Raw genomic sequence first — 16804 nt, 5'->3', positions numbered from 1 at the left:
GTCGACTAGTCGAGAAAACGGACGAACGAGGTCAACGGTTCGCGTTCCGTCACCAGCGTGTTCTCGATCTTGTCCGGGTCCGCATGGCCCAGCGCCATGCCGCACACCACCATCTCGTTGGGTGGAAGCCCGAGCTCGCTGGCGATGATGCGGTGGAATTGCGTGAACGCGGCTTGCGGGCAGGTATCGAGTCCCCTGCCCCGCGCCGCGATCATGATGTTCTGCAGGAACATGCCGTAGTCGAGCCAGGAGCCCTGCTGCATCACGCGGTCGATCGTGAAGATCAGGCCGACGGGCGCATCGAAGAAGCGGTAGTTGCGGCCGTGCTGGGCCGCCATGCCGGCCTTGTCCTCGCGCTTCAAGCCCAGCAGCGCATACAGGTCCCAGCCGACCTTGCGGCGGCGCTCGATGAAGGGCGACACCCATTCGCGCGGATAGTAGTGGTATTCCTCCGTATGCTGGCGCGCGGTCTCGGGATCCGCGTAGGCGGCCAGGATCGCCGCGCTCAGGCGCTCCTTGGCCGCGCCCGTCAGCACGTGCACCCGCCAGGGCTGGGTGTTGGTGCCGGAAGGCGCCCGCGCCGCCACTTCCAGGATGGCTTCGATGTCGGCGCGCGCCACGGGCGTGGGCAGGAAGGCGCGGATCGAGCGGCGCGAGGTGATGGCGGCGTCGACGGCGCGCTGGGTATCGGTGTCGGTCGTGCTGGCGCTCATGCATTTCCTTTCATGATGCGGTTCCTTTCATGGTGCAGGTCCTTTCATTTCTTCACGACGCAGGCGACGCCCAGCACGGCGATGGCCATGCCGGCCAGGCCGAGCGGGCTCAAGCTTTCGCCGAAGACCAGCCACGCCATCACGGCCGTGGTCGGCGGGGTCAGGTACAGCAAGCTCGTCACCCGGGTCGCGTCGTTGCGGCGGATGAGGGTAAACAACAGGAAGATGGCGCCGATCGACAGCGCCAGGATCGACCACAGCAGCGCGCCGACGAATTGCGGCGTCCAGGCGACGTGCGCGAGGCTGGGCGTGAACCCTTCCAGCAGGACGGCCAGCGGCAGCAACGCCAGCGCGCTGGCCGAGAACTGGATCACGGTGCCGGTGCGCAGGTCGAAGCCGGGGCAAAAGCGTTTCTGGATCATCGTGCCGGACGTGATCGACAGCAGGGCCAGCACGCACAGGCCGATCGCCAGCGGCGACAGGCCGGACAGGCTGATCCTGGCGGCCACGACGAGCCCGACGCCGGCCAGGCCCAGCAGCAGGCCCAGCCACTGGCGCGGCGTCACCCGCTCGCCGATCAGGGGCGCGGCGAAGGCGGTCAGGATCGGCTGCATGCCGACGATCAGCGCCGACAGCCCGGCCGGCATGCCGATCTTGATCGCACTCCAGACGCCGCCCAGGTAGCCGGCTTGCAGCAGCAGCCCGGACAGCGCTACCCAGCCGACCGTCGCGCGCGGCCAGGGCGCGCGCATCAGCAGCGCCAGCGGCAGCAGGATCGCCACGGCGCCCAGGCAGCGGATGATCACGAAGCTCAGCGGCGGCGCGTACGGCAAGCCGTACTTGGCGGCGATGAAGCCGGTACTCCACAGGAACACGAAGAACAGCGGCACGGGCGCCAGCCAGCCGGGCGGCGCCGTGCCGGCATGCGCGACGGCTGGCGCACCCGATGGCGCGGCAGCGGCGGGACTGGAAGCGTCGGACATGGGCGCGGGCGGCTGCAGCCGCATCGAATGAATATGGGAAAGACAAGTCTAGCATGCTGTCTCGTTACGTGGACGGCGGGTCCGCACGCTCGACAGTGTTGTATCGGCGCCAACAAAAATCCCGAAAATGCTTGTTTTAATTGATATTGCGCAAAGAAACGCCGTCGTGTTGTGCGCCGCATCAAAACAGCTTGACGCATAATCGAAAAGCAGCAAAAATGATTCATGCTGCGGCGCACAATCCGCGCCCGGATGAACAACTGCTGCACCGGTCCAGAGCAACATGTCCGAAGTCCGAGGGCTTTCCTGCATCACGGCCCCTATAAAATCCATTACTGGAGAACTTTATGTTTGCATTCCCTGAACAGTTTTCGAACGCGACCAAAGCCAACCTCGAAGCCCAGTTTGCCATGCTGTCGACGCTGACGTCCAAGACGTTCGAAGGCGTGGAAAAGCTGGTCGACCTGAACATCGCTACCGCCAAGGCCGCAATCGAAGACTCGTCGGCGACCACCCGCCAGCTGCTGGGCGCCAAGGATCCCCAGGAGTTCTTCGCCCTGTCCGCATCGCAAGCCCAGCCGAACGCCGAGAAAGCCTTGTCCTACGGCCGCCAGCTGGCATCGATCGCCACCGACACCGGCGCCGAATTCTCGAAAGCCGCGGAAAGCCAGATCGCCGAAGTCAACCGCAAGGTGATTTCGCTGGTCGACGAAGTGACCAAGAACGCCCCGGCCGGTTCCGAAACCTATGTGTCGGCCTTCAAGACCGCCATCACCAACGCCAACGCCGGCTACGAGCAGTTCAGCAAGACCACCAAGCAGGCCGTCGAGGCGATGGAATCGAACCTGAACTCGGTGATGTCGCAGTACACCCAGGCCGCCAACCGCGCTGCCAACACCGCAGCCGCCGCCTGATCGCCGGACCCTGCCCCGGCAGGGAATGCAAAACGGCCCGGATCGCTCACGCGGTCCGGGCCGTTTGTTTTGTTGCCGTTAGGATTTTGAAACAGAGCTTGTTCGCCCAGCTCATTCCCCCAAATACGCAGCCTGCACGCGCGGGTCGTGCAGCAGGTCCTGGGCATTGCCGCTCATCGTGATCGCACCCGACTCCATCACATAGGCGCGATGCGCCGCCTGCAGCGCCAGCCGGGCGTTCTGCTCGACGAGCAGGATCGTGATGCCCTGGCCGGAGACGTCGCGGATCACCTCGAAGATCTTTTCCACCATGATCGGCGCCAGGCCCATCGACGGCTCGTCCAGCAGCAGCAGCGTCGGATGGCACATCAGCGCGCGCGCCATCGCCAGCATCTGCTGCTCGCCACCGGACAGCGTGCCCGCCAGCTGGCCGGAGCGCTCCTTCAGGCGCGGGAACACGGCATACCACTTCTCGATGTCGGCCTCGATGCCGGCCTTGTCGTCGCGCGTGTAGGCACCCATCAGCAGATTCTCGTGGATGGTCATGCGCGTGAACACGCCGCGGCCTTCCGGCACCATCGCCAGCTTCTGCTGCACCAGCTTGAAGGACTTGGCGCTGGCGAGCGGCTGGCCCTGGTAGGTGATGCTGCCTTCGACCTTGCTGGACGGCAGCGTGCCCGTGATGGCCTTCAGCGTCGTCGTCTTGCCGGCGCCGTTGGCGCCGATCAGCGTGACGAGTTCGCCGCGGTCGACGCGCAGGTCGATGCCCTTGACGGCCTTGATGCCGCCATAGGCCACCTTCAGGCCGGCCACGTTCAGGATGTTTTCGCTCATCAATGCGCTCCTCCGAGATAGGCGTCGATGACGGCCTGGTTCTTCTGGATCTCGGCCGGCAGCCCTTCCGCGATCAGCTTGCCGTACTCCAGCACCGAGATGCGGTCGCACAAGCCCATCATGAGTTTCACGTCGTGCTCGATCAGGAGGATCGTGATGCCGGCCTGCTGGATCTTCACCAGCAGCTCGCGCAGCAGCAGTTTTTCGGTCGCGTTCATGCCGGCCGCCGGCTCGTCCAGCGCCAGCAGGCGCGGATCGGTGGCCAGCGCGCGCGCGATCTCCAGGCGGCGCTGGTCGCCGTAGGACAGGAAGCGCGCCGTGCGGTTGGCGAACTGGCCGATGCCGACGAAGTCCAGCAATTCCTGGGCCCGTGCGCGGATCGCCGCTTCTTCCGCGCGCGCGGCCTGGTGGCGGAAGATGGCGCCGAACACGCCCTGGCGCGTGCGCACGTGGCGGCCGACCATGACGTTTTCCAGCGCCGTCATTTCGCCGAACAGGCGGATGTTCTGGAAGGTCCGCGCGATGCCCGCCTTGGCGACCGCATGCGGGGCCGACGGCGAATAGGCCTTGCCGTCCAGTTCGAAGGTGCCCGTGTCCGGCTGGTACAGGCCCGTGATCACGTTGAAGAACGTGGTCTTGCCGGCGCCATTGGGGCCGATGAGGCCATAGATCTGGCCTTTTTCGATGCGGATCCGGACGTCGGTCAGCGCCTGCAGGCCGCCGAAGCGCTTGTTGACGCCGGCAATGTTCAGAAGGACGTCGCTCATGCCCGCTTGCCCTCGTTGTCGTCTTCCTCGTCCATGGCCGTGGCGGCGGTCGGACGGTCTTCCTTGATCGGCGACGGCCACAGGCCGGCCGGACGGTACAGCATGATCAGGACCATGGCCAGGCCGTACAGCAGCTGGCGCAGCACCTCGGCCTCGATCACGACCTTGCCGAACAGCGTCTGCTGGGCCGGCTCGACGACGTGGCGCAGCACTTCCGGCAGCGCCGCCAGCAGCATGCCGCCCAGCACCACGCCCGGGATGTGGCCGATGCCGCCCAGCACCACCATCGCCAGCACGGAAATCGATTCCGTCAGCGAGAACGATTCCGGCGACACGAAGCCCTGGAAGGACGCGAACATGGCGCCGGCCACGCCGCCGAACGAGGCGCCCATCGAGAATGCCAGCAGTTTCACGTTGCGGGTATTGATGCCCATCGCCTTGGCGGCGATCTCGTCCTCGCGGATCGCGACCCAGGCGCGGCCCAGGCGCGAGTGCTGCAGGCGGCTGGTCATGAAGATCGTCGCGATGCACAGCAGCAGGAACAGGAAGTAATAGGCGTTCACGGACGGCATGCCGAACCCGCCGATGAACACGGTGGCGCGCGATCCCGGCTCGCCGGCCAGCGACAGGCCGAACACGCGGATCGGGTCGATCAGGTTGATGCCTTGCGGGCCGTTGGTGAAATTGATCGGATCGTTCAGGTTGTTCATGAAGATCCGAATGATCTCGCCGAAGCCCAGCGTCACGATGGCCAGGTAGTCGCCGCGCAGCTTCAGCGTCGGGGCGCCCAGCAGCGCGCCGAACAGTGCCGCGACGAGGCCCGCCAGCGGCACGATCGCCCACACGGACAGGTGGATGCCCTCGGTGCGCACGCTTTCGCCGAAGGTGGCGACGATCGCGTCCTGCAGTTCCGGGTGGTAGTTGATCAGGGACTCCAGCAGCGCCGCGAACTGCGGCGAGGCCAGCAAGCCCGTCAGGTAGGCGCCGACGGCGAAGAAGGCGATGTAGCCCAGGTCGAGCAGGCCGGCGAAGCCGACCACGATGTTCAGGCCCAGCGCCAGCATGATGTACAGCAGCGCGATGTCGACGATGCGCACCCAGGAATTGCCGAACTGGGCGGCGATGAAGGGGAAGACCAGCATCAGCGCCAGCACGACGGCCATGCTGGTGTAGGCCTGGCGCGGCTTGTGGACCGTGTCGAAGGTGAGGAGTGCCATGGCGTCCTCCTGTTACGCGCGGTCCGCCACGCGCTCGCCCATGATGCCCGACGGGCGCACGGTCAGCACGAGGATCAGCACGATGAAGGCGAAGATGTCCTGGTAGTGGCTGCCCAGGAAGCCGCCCGTCAGGTCGCCGATATAGCCGGCGCCCAGGCTTTCGATGATGCCCAGCACGATGCCACCGATCATGGCGCCATAGATATTGCCGATACCGCCCAGCACGGCAGCGCAGAACGCCTTCATGCCCGGCAGCGTGCCCATCGCGAACTGGATCGACGCGTAGTTGGCGCCCCACATGACGCCGGCGACGGCCGCCAGCGCGGCGCCGATGGCGAAGGTGGCGACGATCACGCGGTTCGAGTCCACGCCCATCAGGCCCGCCACGCGCGGGTTCTCGGCGACGGCGCGCATGGCGCGGCCCATCTTCGTCTTCTCGACCAGGAACACCAGCCCCAGCATGGCGGCGGCGGCCAGCACCAGCAGCAGCACCTGGGTCTGCGAGATGACGGCGCCGCCGACCATGACGGGGTCCGACGACAGCAGTTGCGGGAACGGCAGCGGGCTGCGGCCCCAGATCATCATCGCGAAGGTCTGCAGCAGGATCGACACGCCGATCGCCGTGATCAGGGGCGCCAGGCGCGGCGCATTGCGCAGGCGGCGGTAGGCGATCCGTTCGATCAGCACGTTGACGAGCATCGTGACGGGGATCGCGCCCACGATGGCGACGGCCAGCTGCACGCCGCCGGGCAGGCCGGGGAACACGCCATCGAGCACCTTGAGGATCGACAGGCCGACCATGGCGCCGATCATGAGGACGTCGCCATGGGCGAAGTTAATCAGGTTCAGCACGCCATACACCATCGTGTAGCCGAGCGCGATCAGCGCATACATGCTGCCCAGCACCAGTCCATTGAGGATCTGTTGGACAAAGGTTTCCATGCCGTCGTTTCTTCCTTTCGTAACAAAAACGGCACCCGGGATGCGAGTGCCGCTCTGTGGGCTGGTCCTGATGCCGCTGTTATGCAAGCAACATCATTCCAAACGCCATCATCATAACGATGTTTTTGGAAAACGAATATCGGAAAATGGGGGGGGCGGGGCGAATATTATTCTAATCAGGAAATTCGCTAAACAACGAGTGCACCGGAGTGTGGCAGGGCCGAAGCGCTCGCCCCATAGAAAGGCGAAGATGCACCACAACTACGTCGTCCCCGCGCAGGCGGGGACCCAATTTGCTCGCGCAGCCGCAACGCACGCTGAAATTGGGTCCCCGCCTGCGCGGGGAGTCGTTCTCGGCAATGCCGAGAACGACGAAAGCGTCAAGCCGCGGCCTTCCCGCCGTCCAGCCCCTTCGGCAGCGGGAAGGTGACGTTCTCTTCCACGCCCTCGAGCGCGCGCACATTGGCCGCGCCCAGTTCCTTCAGGCGGTCGATGACGGCCTGCACCAGCACTTCCGGTGCGGAGGCGCCGGCCGTCACGCCGATGCGGCGCTTGCCCGCGATCCAGGCCGGATCGATGGCGGTGGCGTTGTCGACCATGTAGGCCGGCGTGCCCATCTTGTCCGCCACTTCGCGCAGGCGGTTCGAGTTCGAGCTGTTGGGGCTGCCGACGACGATCACCACCTCGACCTGCGGCGCCATGAACTTGACGGCCTGCTGGCGGTTGGTGGTGGCGTAGCAGATATCGCCCTTCTTGGGCTCGATGATCTCGGGGAAGCGCTTCTTGAGCGCGGCGATGATCTCCGCCGTGTCGTCGACCGACAGCGTCGTCTGCGACACGTAGGCCAGCAGCGCCGGATTGGCGACCTGCAGGTTTTCCACGTCCTCGACCGTCTCGACCAGGTGCATGCCCTCTTCCGCCTGGCCCATCGTGCCCTCGACTTCGGGGTGGCCCGCGTGGCCGATCATGATGATCTCGGCGCCCTGCTTGCGCATCTTGCCCACTTCCACGTGGACCTTGGTCACCAGCGGGCAGGTGGCGTCGTACACCTTCAGGCCGCGCGATTCGGCTTCGTCGCGCACTGCCTTCGACACGCCGTGGGCCGAGAACACCAGGGTGTTGCCGGGCGGGACGTCGTCGAGGTCTTCGATGAAGATGGCGCCCTTGGCGCGCAGATCGTTCACGACATAGGCGTTGTGGACGATCTCGTGGCGCACGTAGATCGGCGCGCCGAACTGCTGCAGGGCGCGCTCGACGATCTCGATGGCGCGGTCGACGCCGGCGCAGAAGCCGCGCGGCTGGGCTAACAGGATCTCGTTTTCCATGTGGTCTTTAGAGTACGGAAATCAATTGCACTTCGAACCGCAGCGGCTGGCCGGCCAGCGGGTGGTTGAAGTCGAACAGGGCGGCATCCTCGCGCAGTTCGCGCAGCACGCCGGCAAAGCGGCCGCCGCCCGGCGCGGCGAAATCGACCAGGTCGCCGACCTGGTAATCGGCGTCCGGCACGGAATTCTCGTCCAGCGTCTTCTTCGACACCAGCTGGACCAGCTCGGGGTTGCGCGGGCCGAAGCCCTCTTCCGGGCCCAGCTCGAAGGTCTGGTGCGTGCCTTCCGGCATGCCCAGCAGGCGCTGCTCCAGGAACGGCGCCAGCTGGCCCTGGCCCAGCATCAGCGTGGCCGGCGTGCTGCCGAAGGTGGTGACGATGTCGGTGCCGTCGAGGGTGGCCAGGCGGTAGTGCAGGGTCAGGTAGGCCGATTCGGTGACGACGGGAACGTTGGAGGTGTCGGACATGGTGAAGGTAGGCGGTTTGGCGTGCAAACCGCTATTGTAAGCCAGAAGCAGCCTTTCCCGCCGCGTTCGGGGGCATTCCAGCCACACGCCCTTGCACGTTTTTTCGGCAGCCGTTCGGTAATGTACCTTCCTCAAGCCGCTTCCCGTTCCTGCCCGCCCCGTGCGAAACGCGCCGGCGACACGCCCACGTGGCGCAGGAAGGCGGCGCCGAAGGTGCTGGCCGAGCTGTAGCCGACCCGCTCCGCCACCCGGGCGACGGACAGGCCGTCCTCGCGCAGCAGGCGCTGGGCCAGCGCCATGCGCCACAGCAGCAGGTAATCCATGGGCGTCGCGCCGACCGTCCTGCTGAAGCGCTCGAAAAAGGCCGAGCGCGACATCGCCGCCGCCTGCGCCAGCTGCTCGACGGTCCAGGCACGCGCCGGATCGGCGTGCAGGCAGCGCAACGCGGCGGCCAGGCGCGGATCGGCCAGGCCGCGCGCCAGGCCCGGCGACGAGGCCCGGCACGTATCCTGGCAGGCGGACAGGCGCAGCGCCTCGATCAGCACCACCTCCAGCAGGCGCGCCAGCACCACCTCGCGCGCCGGCCTGCCGGCCCGCGACTCGTCGTTGATCAGTTGCACCAGCGTGGCCAGGCGCGGCTCGCCGCGCACCAGCAGCCAGCGCGGCATCAGGGACACCAGCAGCGCCGCATCGGGCGATTCGAAGGTGCAATGACCGATCAGCATGCGCGCGGCGAGGGGCCCGTCCGCGTCGCCCACGTGCACGCCGCCCGGCACCATCGTCACGGGCGAAGAGGTGGCGTCGCGGTCGGCCACCCGCGGATTGCCGACATTGGCCGTCGCGAAGCCGTGCGCGGCCGGGATCAGCACGAAGTCGCCCGAGCGCAGGGTGATCGTGTCCTGGCCGTCGATGGCGAGATCGCAACTGCCGTCCAGCACGGCGCAATAGAAGGGCTGGCCGGATTCCGTGCGTCGCACCAGCCAGGGGGCCGCACAAGAAACCACTTTGGTGGTGGCGGCACGGGGCTGCAGCAGGGAGACGACTTCGGCCAACGGGTCGGCGGCAGGGGGAACGAAGGGCTCGGTCATGGCGGACGCTCGCGACAGAATAGAGGACTTCCAAGTGTAGCAAGTCCAGGAGCGCAGCGCTATCGTGTCGGTTCCACATCACCAACACAAGGAAATGCCATGCACACCGTCATGATCACCGGCTGCTCGTCCGGCTTCGGCCTCGATACCGCCAAGCTGTTCCTCGAACGCGGCTGGCGCGTCGTCGCCACGATGCGCACGCCCGACCCGGACGCCCTGCCCCGTTCCGCGCACCTGCAGATCGTCGCGCTCGACGTCACGGATGCCGCCAGCATCCAGGCCGCCCTCGACGCGGCCGGCCCCATCGACGCACTGGTCAACAATGCCGGCATCGGCGTGCTGGCGGCGCTCGAAGGCACGCCGGTCGCCACGGCGCGCGAGGTGTTCGAGACGAACACCATCGGCACCATCGCGATGACGCAGGCCGTGCTGCCGCAGTTCCGCGCCCGCCGCGCCGGCACCATCGTCAACGTCACCTCGAGCGTCACGTTCAAGCCACTGCCGTTGCTGTCGGTCTATACGGGCAGCAAGGCGGCCGTGAACGCGTTCACGGAATCGCTGGCGCTGGAGCTGGAACCGTTCGGCATCCGTACCCGCCTCGTGCTGCCGGGCCGCGCGCCCACCACCCGCTTCGGCGAGAACGCCCGTTCTCGCATGGGTAGCGCCTTCCCCGAGCCGTATGCGGAGTTCGCCCAGGGCGTGTTCGCCGGTCTGCAGGACATGTCGACGCCGACGACGGCATCGCAGGACGTGGCCGAAGCCGTCTGGCGCGCCGTCACCGACCCGGCGGCGCCGATGCGCATCCCGGCGGGCGCGGATGCGGTGGCGCTGGCAAACGGGGCCTGAGCGAGCGCGGCATGCTATCGTTGCCGCATGTCCCACCGTGAATTCGCGCCGCCCGCGGCCTTGCGGGAATCCGTGCGCTGCTTCTGGCACGAGCGGCGCGACGGCCCGGCACGCGTCGACGTGCTGCCCGACGGCTATGCCGAGATCGTGTTCCTTGCGGGCGGTCCCTGCCGCATGGAGGATGGCCGCCTCCTGCCATCCCCCTTCGTCATGGCGCTGCTCGACGGCCCCGTTGCCTTGCGCACGGACGGCCCGCTCGACATCCTCGGCATCCGCTGCTTTCCCTGGACCGTGTACGAACTGCTCGGCCTGCCCGCCGGCCGGGGTCCCGTCGACCTGGGGCATCACCCGATCGCCGCCCTGCAGCCGCTCGTGGCCGCCAGCCTGCGCGCGGGCCGGGCAGACGATGCCGTCGACGCGCTCGCCCGGCACCTGCTGGCGCAACGGGTCGGCGTCGATCGCCTGCTGGCGCGCGCGGGCGGCGCCATGCGCGATGCCGGCGGCACGCTGCCCGTCGGCCGGGTCGCGGCGGCGGCCCATGCGACGGTGCGCACGCTGGAACGCAGGTTCAAGCGCGCCTCCGGGCGCACGGTGAAGGACGTGTCGAGCCTGGTGCGCTTCGAACAGGTGCGCAACCGCCTGTGGATCGATCCGGATGCCGACCTGGCCGGCCTGGCGCAGGAATACGGTTATGCGGACCAGCCGCACCTGAGCCGGGAATTCAAGCGCTACAGCGGGACGACACCGGCGGCGTTCGCGCAGCGGCGCCGCGCAGAAAACAAGTCCTGATCAACCAACCCGTCGCCCCTGCGAAGGCAGGGGCCCAATGTTGCCGGCGGTGCGGCGATGCTTGCAGAACTTGGGTCCCTGCCTTCGCAGGGACGACGACGTGAGGTTTGTCGCATTCGTGCAAGCCACGACCTGCAGCTGCCCGGTACCGTGCGGTTTTCATCACCGGAAACCCGCACCATGCCCCCTCACTACGACGTCATCGTCGCCGGCGCCGGCCCCGTCGGCCTGTTCCTGTCCTGCGAACTGGCGCTGGCCGGCTGCGCAGTCCTGGTCCTGGAACGCGAGCGCGATCCGGACACGCCATTGAAACGCCCGCCCTTCGGCCTGCGCGGCTTGAACGCGCCCACGATCGCGGCATTCGGGCGCCGCGGCCTGCTGGACGAGCTCGCCATGCCGCAGCCCCTCGCGCATGCCGCCGGTGTCCCCGGTGCGCGCCCCGGCGGGCACGTCGCCGGCATCCAGTTTTCCGTCGACGACGTCGACCCCGCGCAATGGCCGTGGCGCCTGCCGGATGCGGGCGCGCCCACGCGCATGGTCGACATGGCCGCGCTCGACACGGTGCTGGCGCGGCGCGCGCAGGCGCTCGGCGTGACCATCCGGCGCGGCGCCGCCGTGGAGGGCGTCCGCCAGGATGCGGATGGCGTCACCGTCGCGGCCGGCGGCGCGGACTTCGCGGCCTACTGGCTCGTCGGCTGCGACGGGGCACGCAGCGCGGTGCGCAAGGCCATTGGCGTCGGCTTCGCGGGCACCGAACCGGCGTTCACGGGCTATACGGTGCGCGTCGACGTCGCCGATCCGGACAAGCTGCGCCCGGGGCGCAACCTGACGGCGGCCGGCATGTACCTGCAGTCCCAGCCGGGCTACCTCGTCCTGCAGGACTTCGACGGCGGCGCCTTCCATGACAGCGGCGAACGCCCCACGCGCGCGCATGTCGAGGAGGTACTGCGCCGCATCGCGGGCGCCGACATCGCCATCGATGCGCTGCACCTCGCCACCACGTGGACCGACCGCGCGCGCCAGGCCGTCGCGTACCGCAGCGGCCGCGTGCTGCTGGCCGGCGACGCGGCCCACATCCACTCTCCGCTGGGCGGCCAGGGCCTGAACCTGGGCATCGGCGATGCGCTGAACCTGGGCTGGAAGCTGGCCGCCACCGTCCGGGGCAAGGCGCCGCCGGGCCTGCTGGACAGCTACCACGCCGAGCGGCACCCGGCCGGCGCGCGCGTGCTGGACTGGTCGCGCGCCCAGGTCGCCGCGATGGCGCCGGAACCGGGAGCGCGCGCGCTGCACGCCGTCCTGCGCGAGCTGCTGGCGACGCGCGATGGCGCCACGTATGCCGCGGGACGCGTCTGGGGCGTGCTGCAACGCTACGATCTGAACCAGGCGCACCCGCTGGCGGGCCGCGGCATGCCCGCCTTCGCCTTCGAAGACGGCAGCGCGATCGATGCCCTGATGCGCGCGGGACGCGGCTTCCTGCTCGATTTCTCTGGAACTAGTTCACGTGCAACATTGGCTAGCGAATACGGCATCGCGTATGCCGCGGCGGCCGCGCCGGAGCGCCTGGGCGCCAGCTGCCTGCTGGTCCGCCCCGACGGCATCGTCGCCTGGGCCAGCGACGCACCCGGCGATTGCGGCGGCCTGCGCGATGCCATGGCCCGCTGGTTCGCCGCTTGAACGCATATCAGTATCCCTGGACATGGCGCGCCGATAATGCACCCCGGGCATCCAACGGGAGAACGCATGGGCATCAACGACTGGATCGAGGGAGAACGGCCGCGCGAGCGCCTCGTGCGCGAGGGAGCGGCGGCATTGTCGAACGCGGAATTGCTGGCGCTGCTGCTACGCGTGGGCGTGCGCGGGAAAAGCGCCGTCGAGCTGGGGCGCGACATCCTGCAGCACTTCGGCTCGCTGCACGGCCTGTTCGGCGCCTCGCTCGACGATTGCACGGAGGTGCACGGCCTGGGCATGGCCAAGTATGCGCAGCTGCAGGCCGTGATGGAACTGGCCCGGCGCGCCATCGCCGAGCAATTGCAGGCCGGCGAGACGTTCGCGTCGCCCGAACTGGTGAAGCGCTACCTGCGCATGAAGCTGTCCGGCCGGCGCCATGAATCCTTCGTCGTGCTGTTCCTCGACGTGAAGAACCGCCTGATCGCGGACCGCGAACTGTTCCGGGGCACGCTGACGCATGCGAGCGTGTACCCGCGCGAAGTCGTCATCGAGGCGCTGGCGCACAATGCCGCCAGCGTCATCCTCGCGCACAATCACCCGTCCGGCGTGGCCGAACCGAGCGCCGCCGACCTGGGCCTGACGCGCCAGCTGGCGCAGGCGCTGGAACTGGTCGACATCCGCGTGCTCGACCACATCGTCGTGGCCGGGCCCCTGGTGCATTCGTTCGCCGAACACGGCCAGTTATGACGCCGCCCTGGCCAGCGCGCGGTCGACGCTGGCCGCCAGGTCGGCCAGCTGGAAGGGCTTGCGCAGCAACAGGTCGTCCCCGAGGATTTCCTCGATGGCGCGCATGTCGGCGTAGCCGGTGGCGATGATCATCGGCATGTGCGGGAACACCTCGCGCGCCTTCCGCATCAGTTCGGCACCCGTCATGCCGGGCATCAGGTAGTCGGTGATCATCAGCGCGGGACGCTCGCGTTCCAGCGCGACCAGGGCCGCGGCGCCGTCCGCCGCCTGGACCACCTGGTGGCCCAGTGCCTGCAGCGATTCCGCGACCGAGTTGCGCACCACGTCGTCGTCCTCGACCAGCAGGATGCGCACCCGCGCCTGCGGCTGCGGGGACAGGCCCGCGGACGCGCCCGCATCGTGTTCGTCCGCCGCAGCGCAGCGCAGCCAGATCTCGACCGTGGTGCCCTGCCCGGGCAGGCTGACGATGCGCGCGGCGCCGCCCGACTGCTGCGCCATGCCGTACACCTGGCTCAGGCCCAGGCCCGTGCCCTTGCCCACGGGCTTGGTCGTGAAGAAGGGTTCGAATACCTTGGCGGCCACGTCCGGCGGCATGCCCTCGCCGTCGTCGGACACGGCGATGCGCACGTAGTCGCCGTCCGGCAGCAGGCCTGCCGGCGGCGCGGCGCGCGCGGCGTGAAAGCGCAGGCTGCCGCCTTCCGGCATGGCGTCGCGGGCATTGATGGCCAGGTTCAGCAGCGCCATCTCCATCTGGTTCGCGTCGGCCAGCACGGCGCCGCAGGCGTGGTCGAGGTCGAAGCGCAGCGCGATCGCGGAGCCGACCGAGGTGGCCACCAGTTCGCGGATGCCTTCGAACAGCGCGTCAACGGGGACGGGGCGCAGGTCGAGGCTCTGGTTGCGCGAGAACGCGAGCAGCTGGCCCGTCAGCTTGGCGCCGCGCTGGCAGGCGTTGCGCGCCACGCCGGCGCGCTTCCTGGTCGCCTCGTCCGCGGACGTCAGCATGATCAGGTCCATATTGCCCTGCACGACATTGAGCAGGTTGTTGAAGTCGTGCGCGATGCCGCCCGTCAGGCGCCCGATCGCTTCCATCTTCTGCAGCTGCGACACGGTCTGCAGCACCCGCTCGCGTTCGATGATCTCGTTGGTGAGGCGGTCGTTAGCCTGGGCCAGCGCGCGGGTGCGCTCGTCGATGCGCAGCTCCAGCGTCTCGTTGAGCTGCACGAGCTGTTCGCGGCTGCCGCGCAGCTCGCGGGCGTCGCGTTCGCGCTCCACCACCATGTCGCGCGCGTGGTACTGGCGGCGCCGTCCGCGCAGGGCCGAGGCGGCCGCGCTGCGCAGCGTCTGCACGTTGAGCGGACGCTCGAGCAGCAGGATGTTGCCCAGTTCGGCGAGCCGGCCGCGCACGCCGATGCCGTCGCGGCTGACGGGCCGCGACACCAGCAGCACCAGGGGAAAGTCGGACCAGGGCGGCTGGCGCTCCAGGCTGGCGGCCAGCCGGTCGATGCCGGCGTCGTCGAGCGCTTCCTCGGCGACGATGGCGGCGCCGGCGCCTTCCTCGATGCCGGCCAGCACCGCGTCCAGCGATGCCATGACGGTGCAGCCGAACTGCTCGCGTTCCAGCACTTCAGCGATGACCTCGGCGTCGCGGCCACGCGGCGCGAGCACCAGCAGGCGCAGCTCGGGGGCGTCAGGACTGGCCATCGCTTCCCAGGTCGACCCGGTTGCCCATCATGGGCGTGTGGCCGGTGTAGGCGGGAACGCCGCTCAGCACGCCCTCGAAGCCTTCGAGGGCGGCGCCGATGCGCACGCCGTCCCTGCCCAGCAGCATCTCGTGGATCGTCAGCGCATGGGTCGTCGTGCGGCTCTTGATCACGGTGAGCGCGCGCCGCACCCGGGCCTGCGCCTCGAAGAAGCGCAGCAGCACCGTGGTGTCGCTCAGGTAGCTGAGGTCGACGTCGGTACGCACCTCGCCGACCAGGCCATGCTGGCCCAGCACCAGCATCGTCGTCACGCCGCGCAAATTCAGGTAGGACAGCAGTTCGTGCATCTGCAGCGTCAGGTACTGCTCTCCGGGCATCGCCTGCAGGTAGGCGTTCAGGCTGTCGATGGTGACGAACTTCACGCCGTGCAGTTCGACGGCGTCGCGCAGCATCTGGGTGAATTCACCCGGCGTGAGCTCGGCCGGGTCGATGTGCAGGACCGACAGCTGGCCGTTGTCGAGGTAGGGCTGCAGGTCCATGCCGAAGCTGGCGTTGCGGGCGAAGAAGGTGCCCATGCCTTCGTCGAACAGGTAGAACGCCGCCTTGTCGCCGCGCTCCAGCGCGGCAAGCATACAGCGCACGGTCAGCGTGGTCTTGCCGATGCCGGACGGCCCCACGATCAGCGTATTCGTGCCGGCCACCAGGCCGCCGCCGAGCAGCTCGTCGAAGCCCGGCGAGCCGCTCGAATGCATCTGCGCCGCGAACGCACGCGTGTGCTCGGCCGCCACCAGGCGCGGGAAGACGCGCAGGCCGCCCGTCTCCAGCACGTAGTCGTGGTAGCCGCCGCGGAACTGGATGCCGCGCATCTTGAGGACGTTCACGCGGCGCCGTTCCTTGCCGAATTCCTTGGCGATCTGCTCCAGGCTGATGACGCCGTGGGCGATGCTGTGCAGGTGCTGGTCCGACTGGGCGGTCTTGTCGTCGAGCATCAGCACGGTGCAGGCACGCGCCGTGAAAAATTGTTTCAGCGCGAGGATCTGGCGGCGGTAACGCAAGGGATTCTGGGCCAGCAGCCGCATTTCGGACAGGCTGTCGAAGACCACGCGCAGGGGCTTGAGGCGGTCGACCTCTTCCATCACGTTCTGCGTCGTCTCGCCCAGTTCCACCTCGGCCGGGTGGAAGATCGATTGCTGGGATTCCGGGTCGAGCGCCGTATCGCCGGCCAGCTCGTAGATGTCGATGCCGTCCATGGCCCAGCCATGGCTTTCCGCCACGGCTTCGAGCTCGTCCGTCGTTTCCGACAGCGTGATGTACAGCCCCCGTTCGCCGCGGGCGGCGCCGTCGAGCAGGAATTGCAGGCCGAGCGTGGTCTTGCCGGCGCCCGGCGAGCCTTCGATCAGGTAGACGCGCTGGGCCGTCAGTCCGCCGTTCAGGATGTCGTCGAGGCCGGCGATACCGGTGGAAATGCGGGAAGTGAGAATACGGCCGGGACGGCGTGTACTGGAAACCTGGGTCATTGATAGCGGCAAGTCATTGGTAAAAGAAATACCGAAACGCCACCGGCATGGGATGTTGGCGGGAGCAACGCTTCGATGTGCGGTCAGCAGAAGGTGCGATTGCTGGGTAGGCCACAGTTCATTATAGGCCGAGTTGACGCTGGACGGCGTGCGGGTGGCCGTGAATAACAGTGTGTAAACAGGAACTTACGAGAGAAATATTGCGAAAGAATACGATTGTTAAATCTTGTGAATTTTCTGAGAAACAATTTTTTTTCGCAAGTTGTTGATTACGCTGCTGTTTTCACG

Annotated in this window: 17 protein-coding genes; 5 read left to right on the top strand and 12 right to left on the bottom strand. The window is 67.8% G+C overall.

Annotated elements, in window-relative coordinates; genetic code table 11:
• Positions 1-5 precede the first annotated feature (5 nt).
• Genes ACI1V7_RS00295 through ACI1V7_RS00285 form a run of 3 tightly spaced genes read right to left on the bottom strand, consistent with a single transcriptional unit; the run spans position 6 to position 1981 of the window.
• Positions 6-713: a nitroreductase gene (locus ACI1V7_RS00295; RefSeq protein WP_404529801.1), complete on the bottom strand. Its 708-nt coding sequence runs from the start codon at positions 711-713 to the stop codon at positions 6-8.
• Positions 714-757: 44 nt separating this feature from the next.
• Complete coding sequence (locus ACI1V7_RS00290; protein ID WP_404529800.1) at positions 758-1696, bottom strand: DMT family transporter; 939 nt, start codon at positions 1694-1696, stop codon at positions 758-760.
• A 48-nt stretch (positions 1697-1744) separates the two neighbouring features.
• Positions 1745-1981: a hypothetical protein gene (locus ACI1V7_RS00285; RefSeq protein ID WP_404529799.1), complete on the bottom strand. Its 237-nt coding sequence runs from the start codon at positions 1979-1981 to the stop codon at positions 1745-1747.
• 62 nt (positions 1982-2043) lie between these two features.
• Between ACI1V7_RS00285 and ACI1V7_RS00280 the strand changes: the two genes are divergently transcribed.
• Positions 2044-2610, top strand: coding sequence for a phasin family protein (locus tag ACI1V7_RS00280; protein WP_404529798.1), 567 nt, complete (start codon positions 2044-2046; stop codon positions 2608-2610).
• A 111-nt stretch (positions 2611-2721) separates the two neighbouring features.
• Here the strand turns inward: ACI1V7_RS00280 and ACI1V7_RS00275 are convergent, their stop codons facing one another.
• The 7 genes from ACI1V7_RS00275 to ACI1V7_RS00245 form a co-directional block, all read right to left on the bottom strand.
• Positions 2722-3444, bottom strand: coding sequence for an ABC transporter ATP-binding protein (locus tag ACI1V7_RS00275; protein ID WP_404529797.1), 723 nt, complete (start codon positions 3442-3444; stop codon positions 2722-2724).
• Positions 3444-4211, bottom strand: coding sequence for an ABC transporter ATP-binding protein (locus ACI1V7_RS00270; RefSeq protein ID WP_404529796.1), 768 nt, complete (start codon positions 4209-4211; stop codon positions 3444-3446). Before ACI1V7_RS00270 ends, ACI1V7_RS00275 begins: the two co-directional genes overlap by 1 nt.
• A complete protein-coding gene (locus ACI1V7_RS00265) occupies positions 4208-5428 on the bottom strand; it encodes an ABC transporter permease subunit (RefSeq protein WP_404529795.1) in 1221 nt (406 codons plus the stop codon). The genes ACI1V7_RS00270 and ACI1V7_RS00265 overlap by 4 nt, the downstream gene beginning before the upstream one ends.
• Positions 5429-5440: 12 nt before the next feature.
• Positions 5441-6370, bottom strand: coding sequence for a branched-chain amino acid ABC transporter permease (locus tag ACI1V7_RS00260; RefSeq protein ID WP_404529794.1), 930 nt, complete (start codon positions 6368-6370; stop codon positions 5441-5443).
• Between the two features lie 380 nt (positions 6371-6750).
• Complete coding sequence (gene ispH / locus ACI1V7_RS00255; RefSeq protein ID WP_290414862.1) at positions 6751-7695, bottom strand: 4-hydroxy-3-methylbut-2-enyl diphosphate reductase; 945 nt, start codon at positions 7693-7695, stop codon at positions 6751-6753.
• 7 nt (positions 7696-7702) lie between these two features.
• Positions 7703-8161 (bottom strand): FKBP-type peptidyl-prolyl cis-trans isomerase, encoded by a 459-nt coding sequence (locus ACI1V7_RS00250; RefSeq protein ID WP_404529793.1) that lies wholly within the window; start codon positions 8159-8161, stop codon positions 7703-7705.
• A 131-nt stretch (positions 8162-8292) separates the two neighbouring features.
• The gene (locus tag ACI1V7_RS00245; protein WP_404529792.1) at positions 8293-9249 is read right to left on the bottom strand and encodes an AraC family transcriptional regulator; all 957 of its coding nucleotides are present in this window, start codon (positions 9247-9249) and stop codon (positions 8293-8295) included.
• A gap of 99 nt (positions 9250-9348) precedes the next feature.
• Here ACI1V7_RS00245 and ACI1V7_RS00240 point away from each other — a divergent pair, with 99 nt between their 5' ends.
• From ACI1V7_RS00240 to radC, 4 genes are all read left to right on the top strand, one after another.
• Positions 9349-10095, top strand: coding sequence for an SDR family oxidoreductase (locus ACI1V7_RS00240; RefSeq protein ID WP_404529791.1), 747 nt, complete (start codon positions 9349-9351; stop codon positions 10093-10095).
• A gap of 27 nt (positions 10096-10122) precedes the next feature.
• Positions 10123-10884 carry a helix-turn-helix domain-containing protein gene (locus ACI1V7_RS00235; protein ID WP_404529790.1) on the top strand — a complete coding sequence of 254 codons (762 nt, stop codon included), beginning with the start codon at positions 10123-10125 and terminating at the stop codon, positions 10882-10884.
• 180 nt (positions 10885-11064) lie between these two features.
• Positions 11065-12558, top strand: coding sequence for an FAD-dependent oxidoreductase (locus ACI1V7_RS00230; protein ID WP_404529789.1), 1494 nt, complete (start codon positions 11065-11067; stop codon positions 12556-12558).
• Between the two features lie 66 nt (positions 12559-12624).
• Positions 12625-13299: a RadC family protein gene (gene radC, locus ACI1V7_RS00225; protein ID WP_404529788.1), complete on the top strand. Its 675-nt coding sequence runs from the start codon at positions 12625-12627 to the stop codon at positions 13297-13299.
• On the opposite strand, the gene ACI1V7_RS00220 is transcribed toward radC, so the two are convergent.
• Both ACI1V7_RS00220 and ACI1V7_RS00215 read right to left on the bottom strand, forming a co-directional pair.
• Complete coding sequence (locus tag ACI1V7_RS00220) at positions 13294-15000, bottom strand: ATP-binding protein (RefSeq protein ID WP_404529787.1); 1707 nt, start codon at positions 14998-15000, stop codon at positions 13294-13296. The genes radC and ACI1V7_RS00220 overlap by 6 nt on opposite strands.
• A complete protein-coding gene (locus ACI1V7_RS00215; protein ID WP_404529786.1) occupies positions 14987-16516 on the bottom strand; it encodes an ATPase domain-containing protein in 1530 nt (509 codons plus the stop codon). Before ACI1V7_RS00215 ends, ACI1V7_RS00220 begins: the two co-directional genes overlap by 14 nt.
• Between the last annotated feature and the right edge of the window lie 288 nt (positions 16517-16804).

Origin of the sequence: Massilia paldalensis (assembly GCF_044901715.1) — a bacterium.
In the GTDB taxonomy this organism is placed as follows: domain Bacteria; phylum Pseudomonadota; class Gammaproteobacteria; order Burkholderiales; family Burkholderiaceae_D; genus Telluria; species Telluria paldalensis.
Note: the sequence above shows the minus strand (reverse complement) of the source record. Positions and strands in the feature narration are given on the sequence as shown.

Excerpts from the sequence above, each read along its gene's own strand:
- ACI1V7_RS00295 (WP_404529801.1), bottom strand. The coding sequence starts at position 713 with ATGAGCGCCAGCACGACCGACACCGATACCCAGCGCGCCGTCGACGCC.
- ACI1V7_RS00290 (WP_404529800.1), bottom strand. The coding sequence starts at position 1,696 with ATGTCCGACGCTTCCAGTCCCGCCGCTGCCGCGCCATCGGGTGCGCCA.
- ACI1V7_RS00285 (WP_404529799.1), bottom strand. The coding sequence starts at position 1,981 with ATGTTGCTCTGGACCGGTGCAGCAGTTGTTCATCCGGGCGCGGATTGT.
- ACI1V7_RS00280 (WP_404529798.1), top strand. The coding sequence starts at position 2,044 with ATGTTTGCATTCCCTGAACAGTTTTCGAACGCGACCAAAGCCAACCTC.
- ACI1V7_RS00275 (WP_404529797.1), bottom strand. The coding sequence starts at position 3,444 with ATGAGCGAAAACATCCTGAACGTGGCCGGCCTGAAGGTGGCCTATGGC.
- ACI1V7_RS00270 (WP_404529796.1), bottom strand. The coding sequence starts at position 4,211 with ATGAGCGACGTCCTTCTGAACATTGCCGGCGTCAACAAGCGCTTCGGC.
- ACI1V7_RS00265 (WP_404529795.1), bottom strand. The coding sequence starts at position 5,428 with ATGGCACTCCTCACCTTCGACACGGTCCACAAGCCGCGCCAGGCCTAC.
- ACI1V7_RS00260 (WP_404529794.1), bottom strand. The coding sequence starts at position 6,370 with ATGGAAACCTTTGTCCAACAGATCCTCAATGGACTGGTGCTGGGCAGC.
- ispH (WP_290414862.1), bottom strand. The coding sequence starts at position 7,695 with ATGGAAAACGAGATCCTGTTAGCCCAGCCGCGCGGCTTCTGCGCCGGC.
- ACI1V7_RS00250 (WP_404529793.1), bottom strand. The coding sequence starts at position 8,161 with ATGTCCGACACCTCCAACGTTCCCGTCGTCACCGAATCGGCCTACCTG.
- ACI1V7_RS00245 (WP_404529792.1), bottom strand. The coding sequence starts at position 9,249 with ATGACCGAGCCCTTCGTTCCCCCTGCCGCCGACCCGTTGGCCGAAGTC.
- ACI1V7_RS00240 (WP_404529791.1), top strand. The coding sequence starts at position 9,349 with ATGCACACCGTCATGATCACCGGCTGCTCGTCCGGCTTCGGCCTCGAT.
- ACI1V7_RS00235 (WP_404529790.1), top strand. The coding sequence starts at position 10,123 with ATGTCCCACCGTGAATTCGCGCCGCCCGCGGCCTTGCGGGAATCCGTG.
- ACI1V7_RS00230 (WP_404529789.1), top strand. The coding sequence starts at position 11,065 with ATGCCCCCTCACTACGACGTCATCGTCGCCGGCGCCGGCCCCGTCGGC.
- radC (WP_404529788.1), top strand. The coding sequence starts at position 12,625 with ATGGGCATCAACGACTGGATCGAGGGAGAACGGCCGCGCGAGCGCCTC.
- ACI1V7_RS00220 (WP_404529787.1), bottom strand. The coding sequence starts at position 15,000 with ATGGCCAGTCCTGACGCCCCCGAGCTGCGCCTGCTGGTGCTCGCGCCG.
- ACI1V7_RS00215 (WP_404529786.1), bottom strand. The coding sequence starts at position 16,516 with ATGACCCAGGTTTCCAGTACACGCCGTCCCGGCCGTATTCTCACTTCC.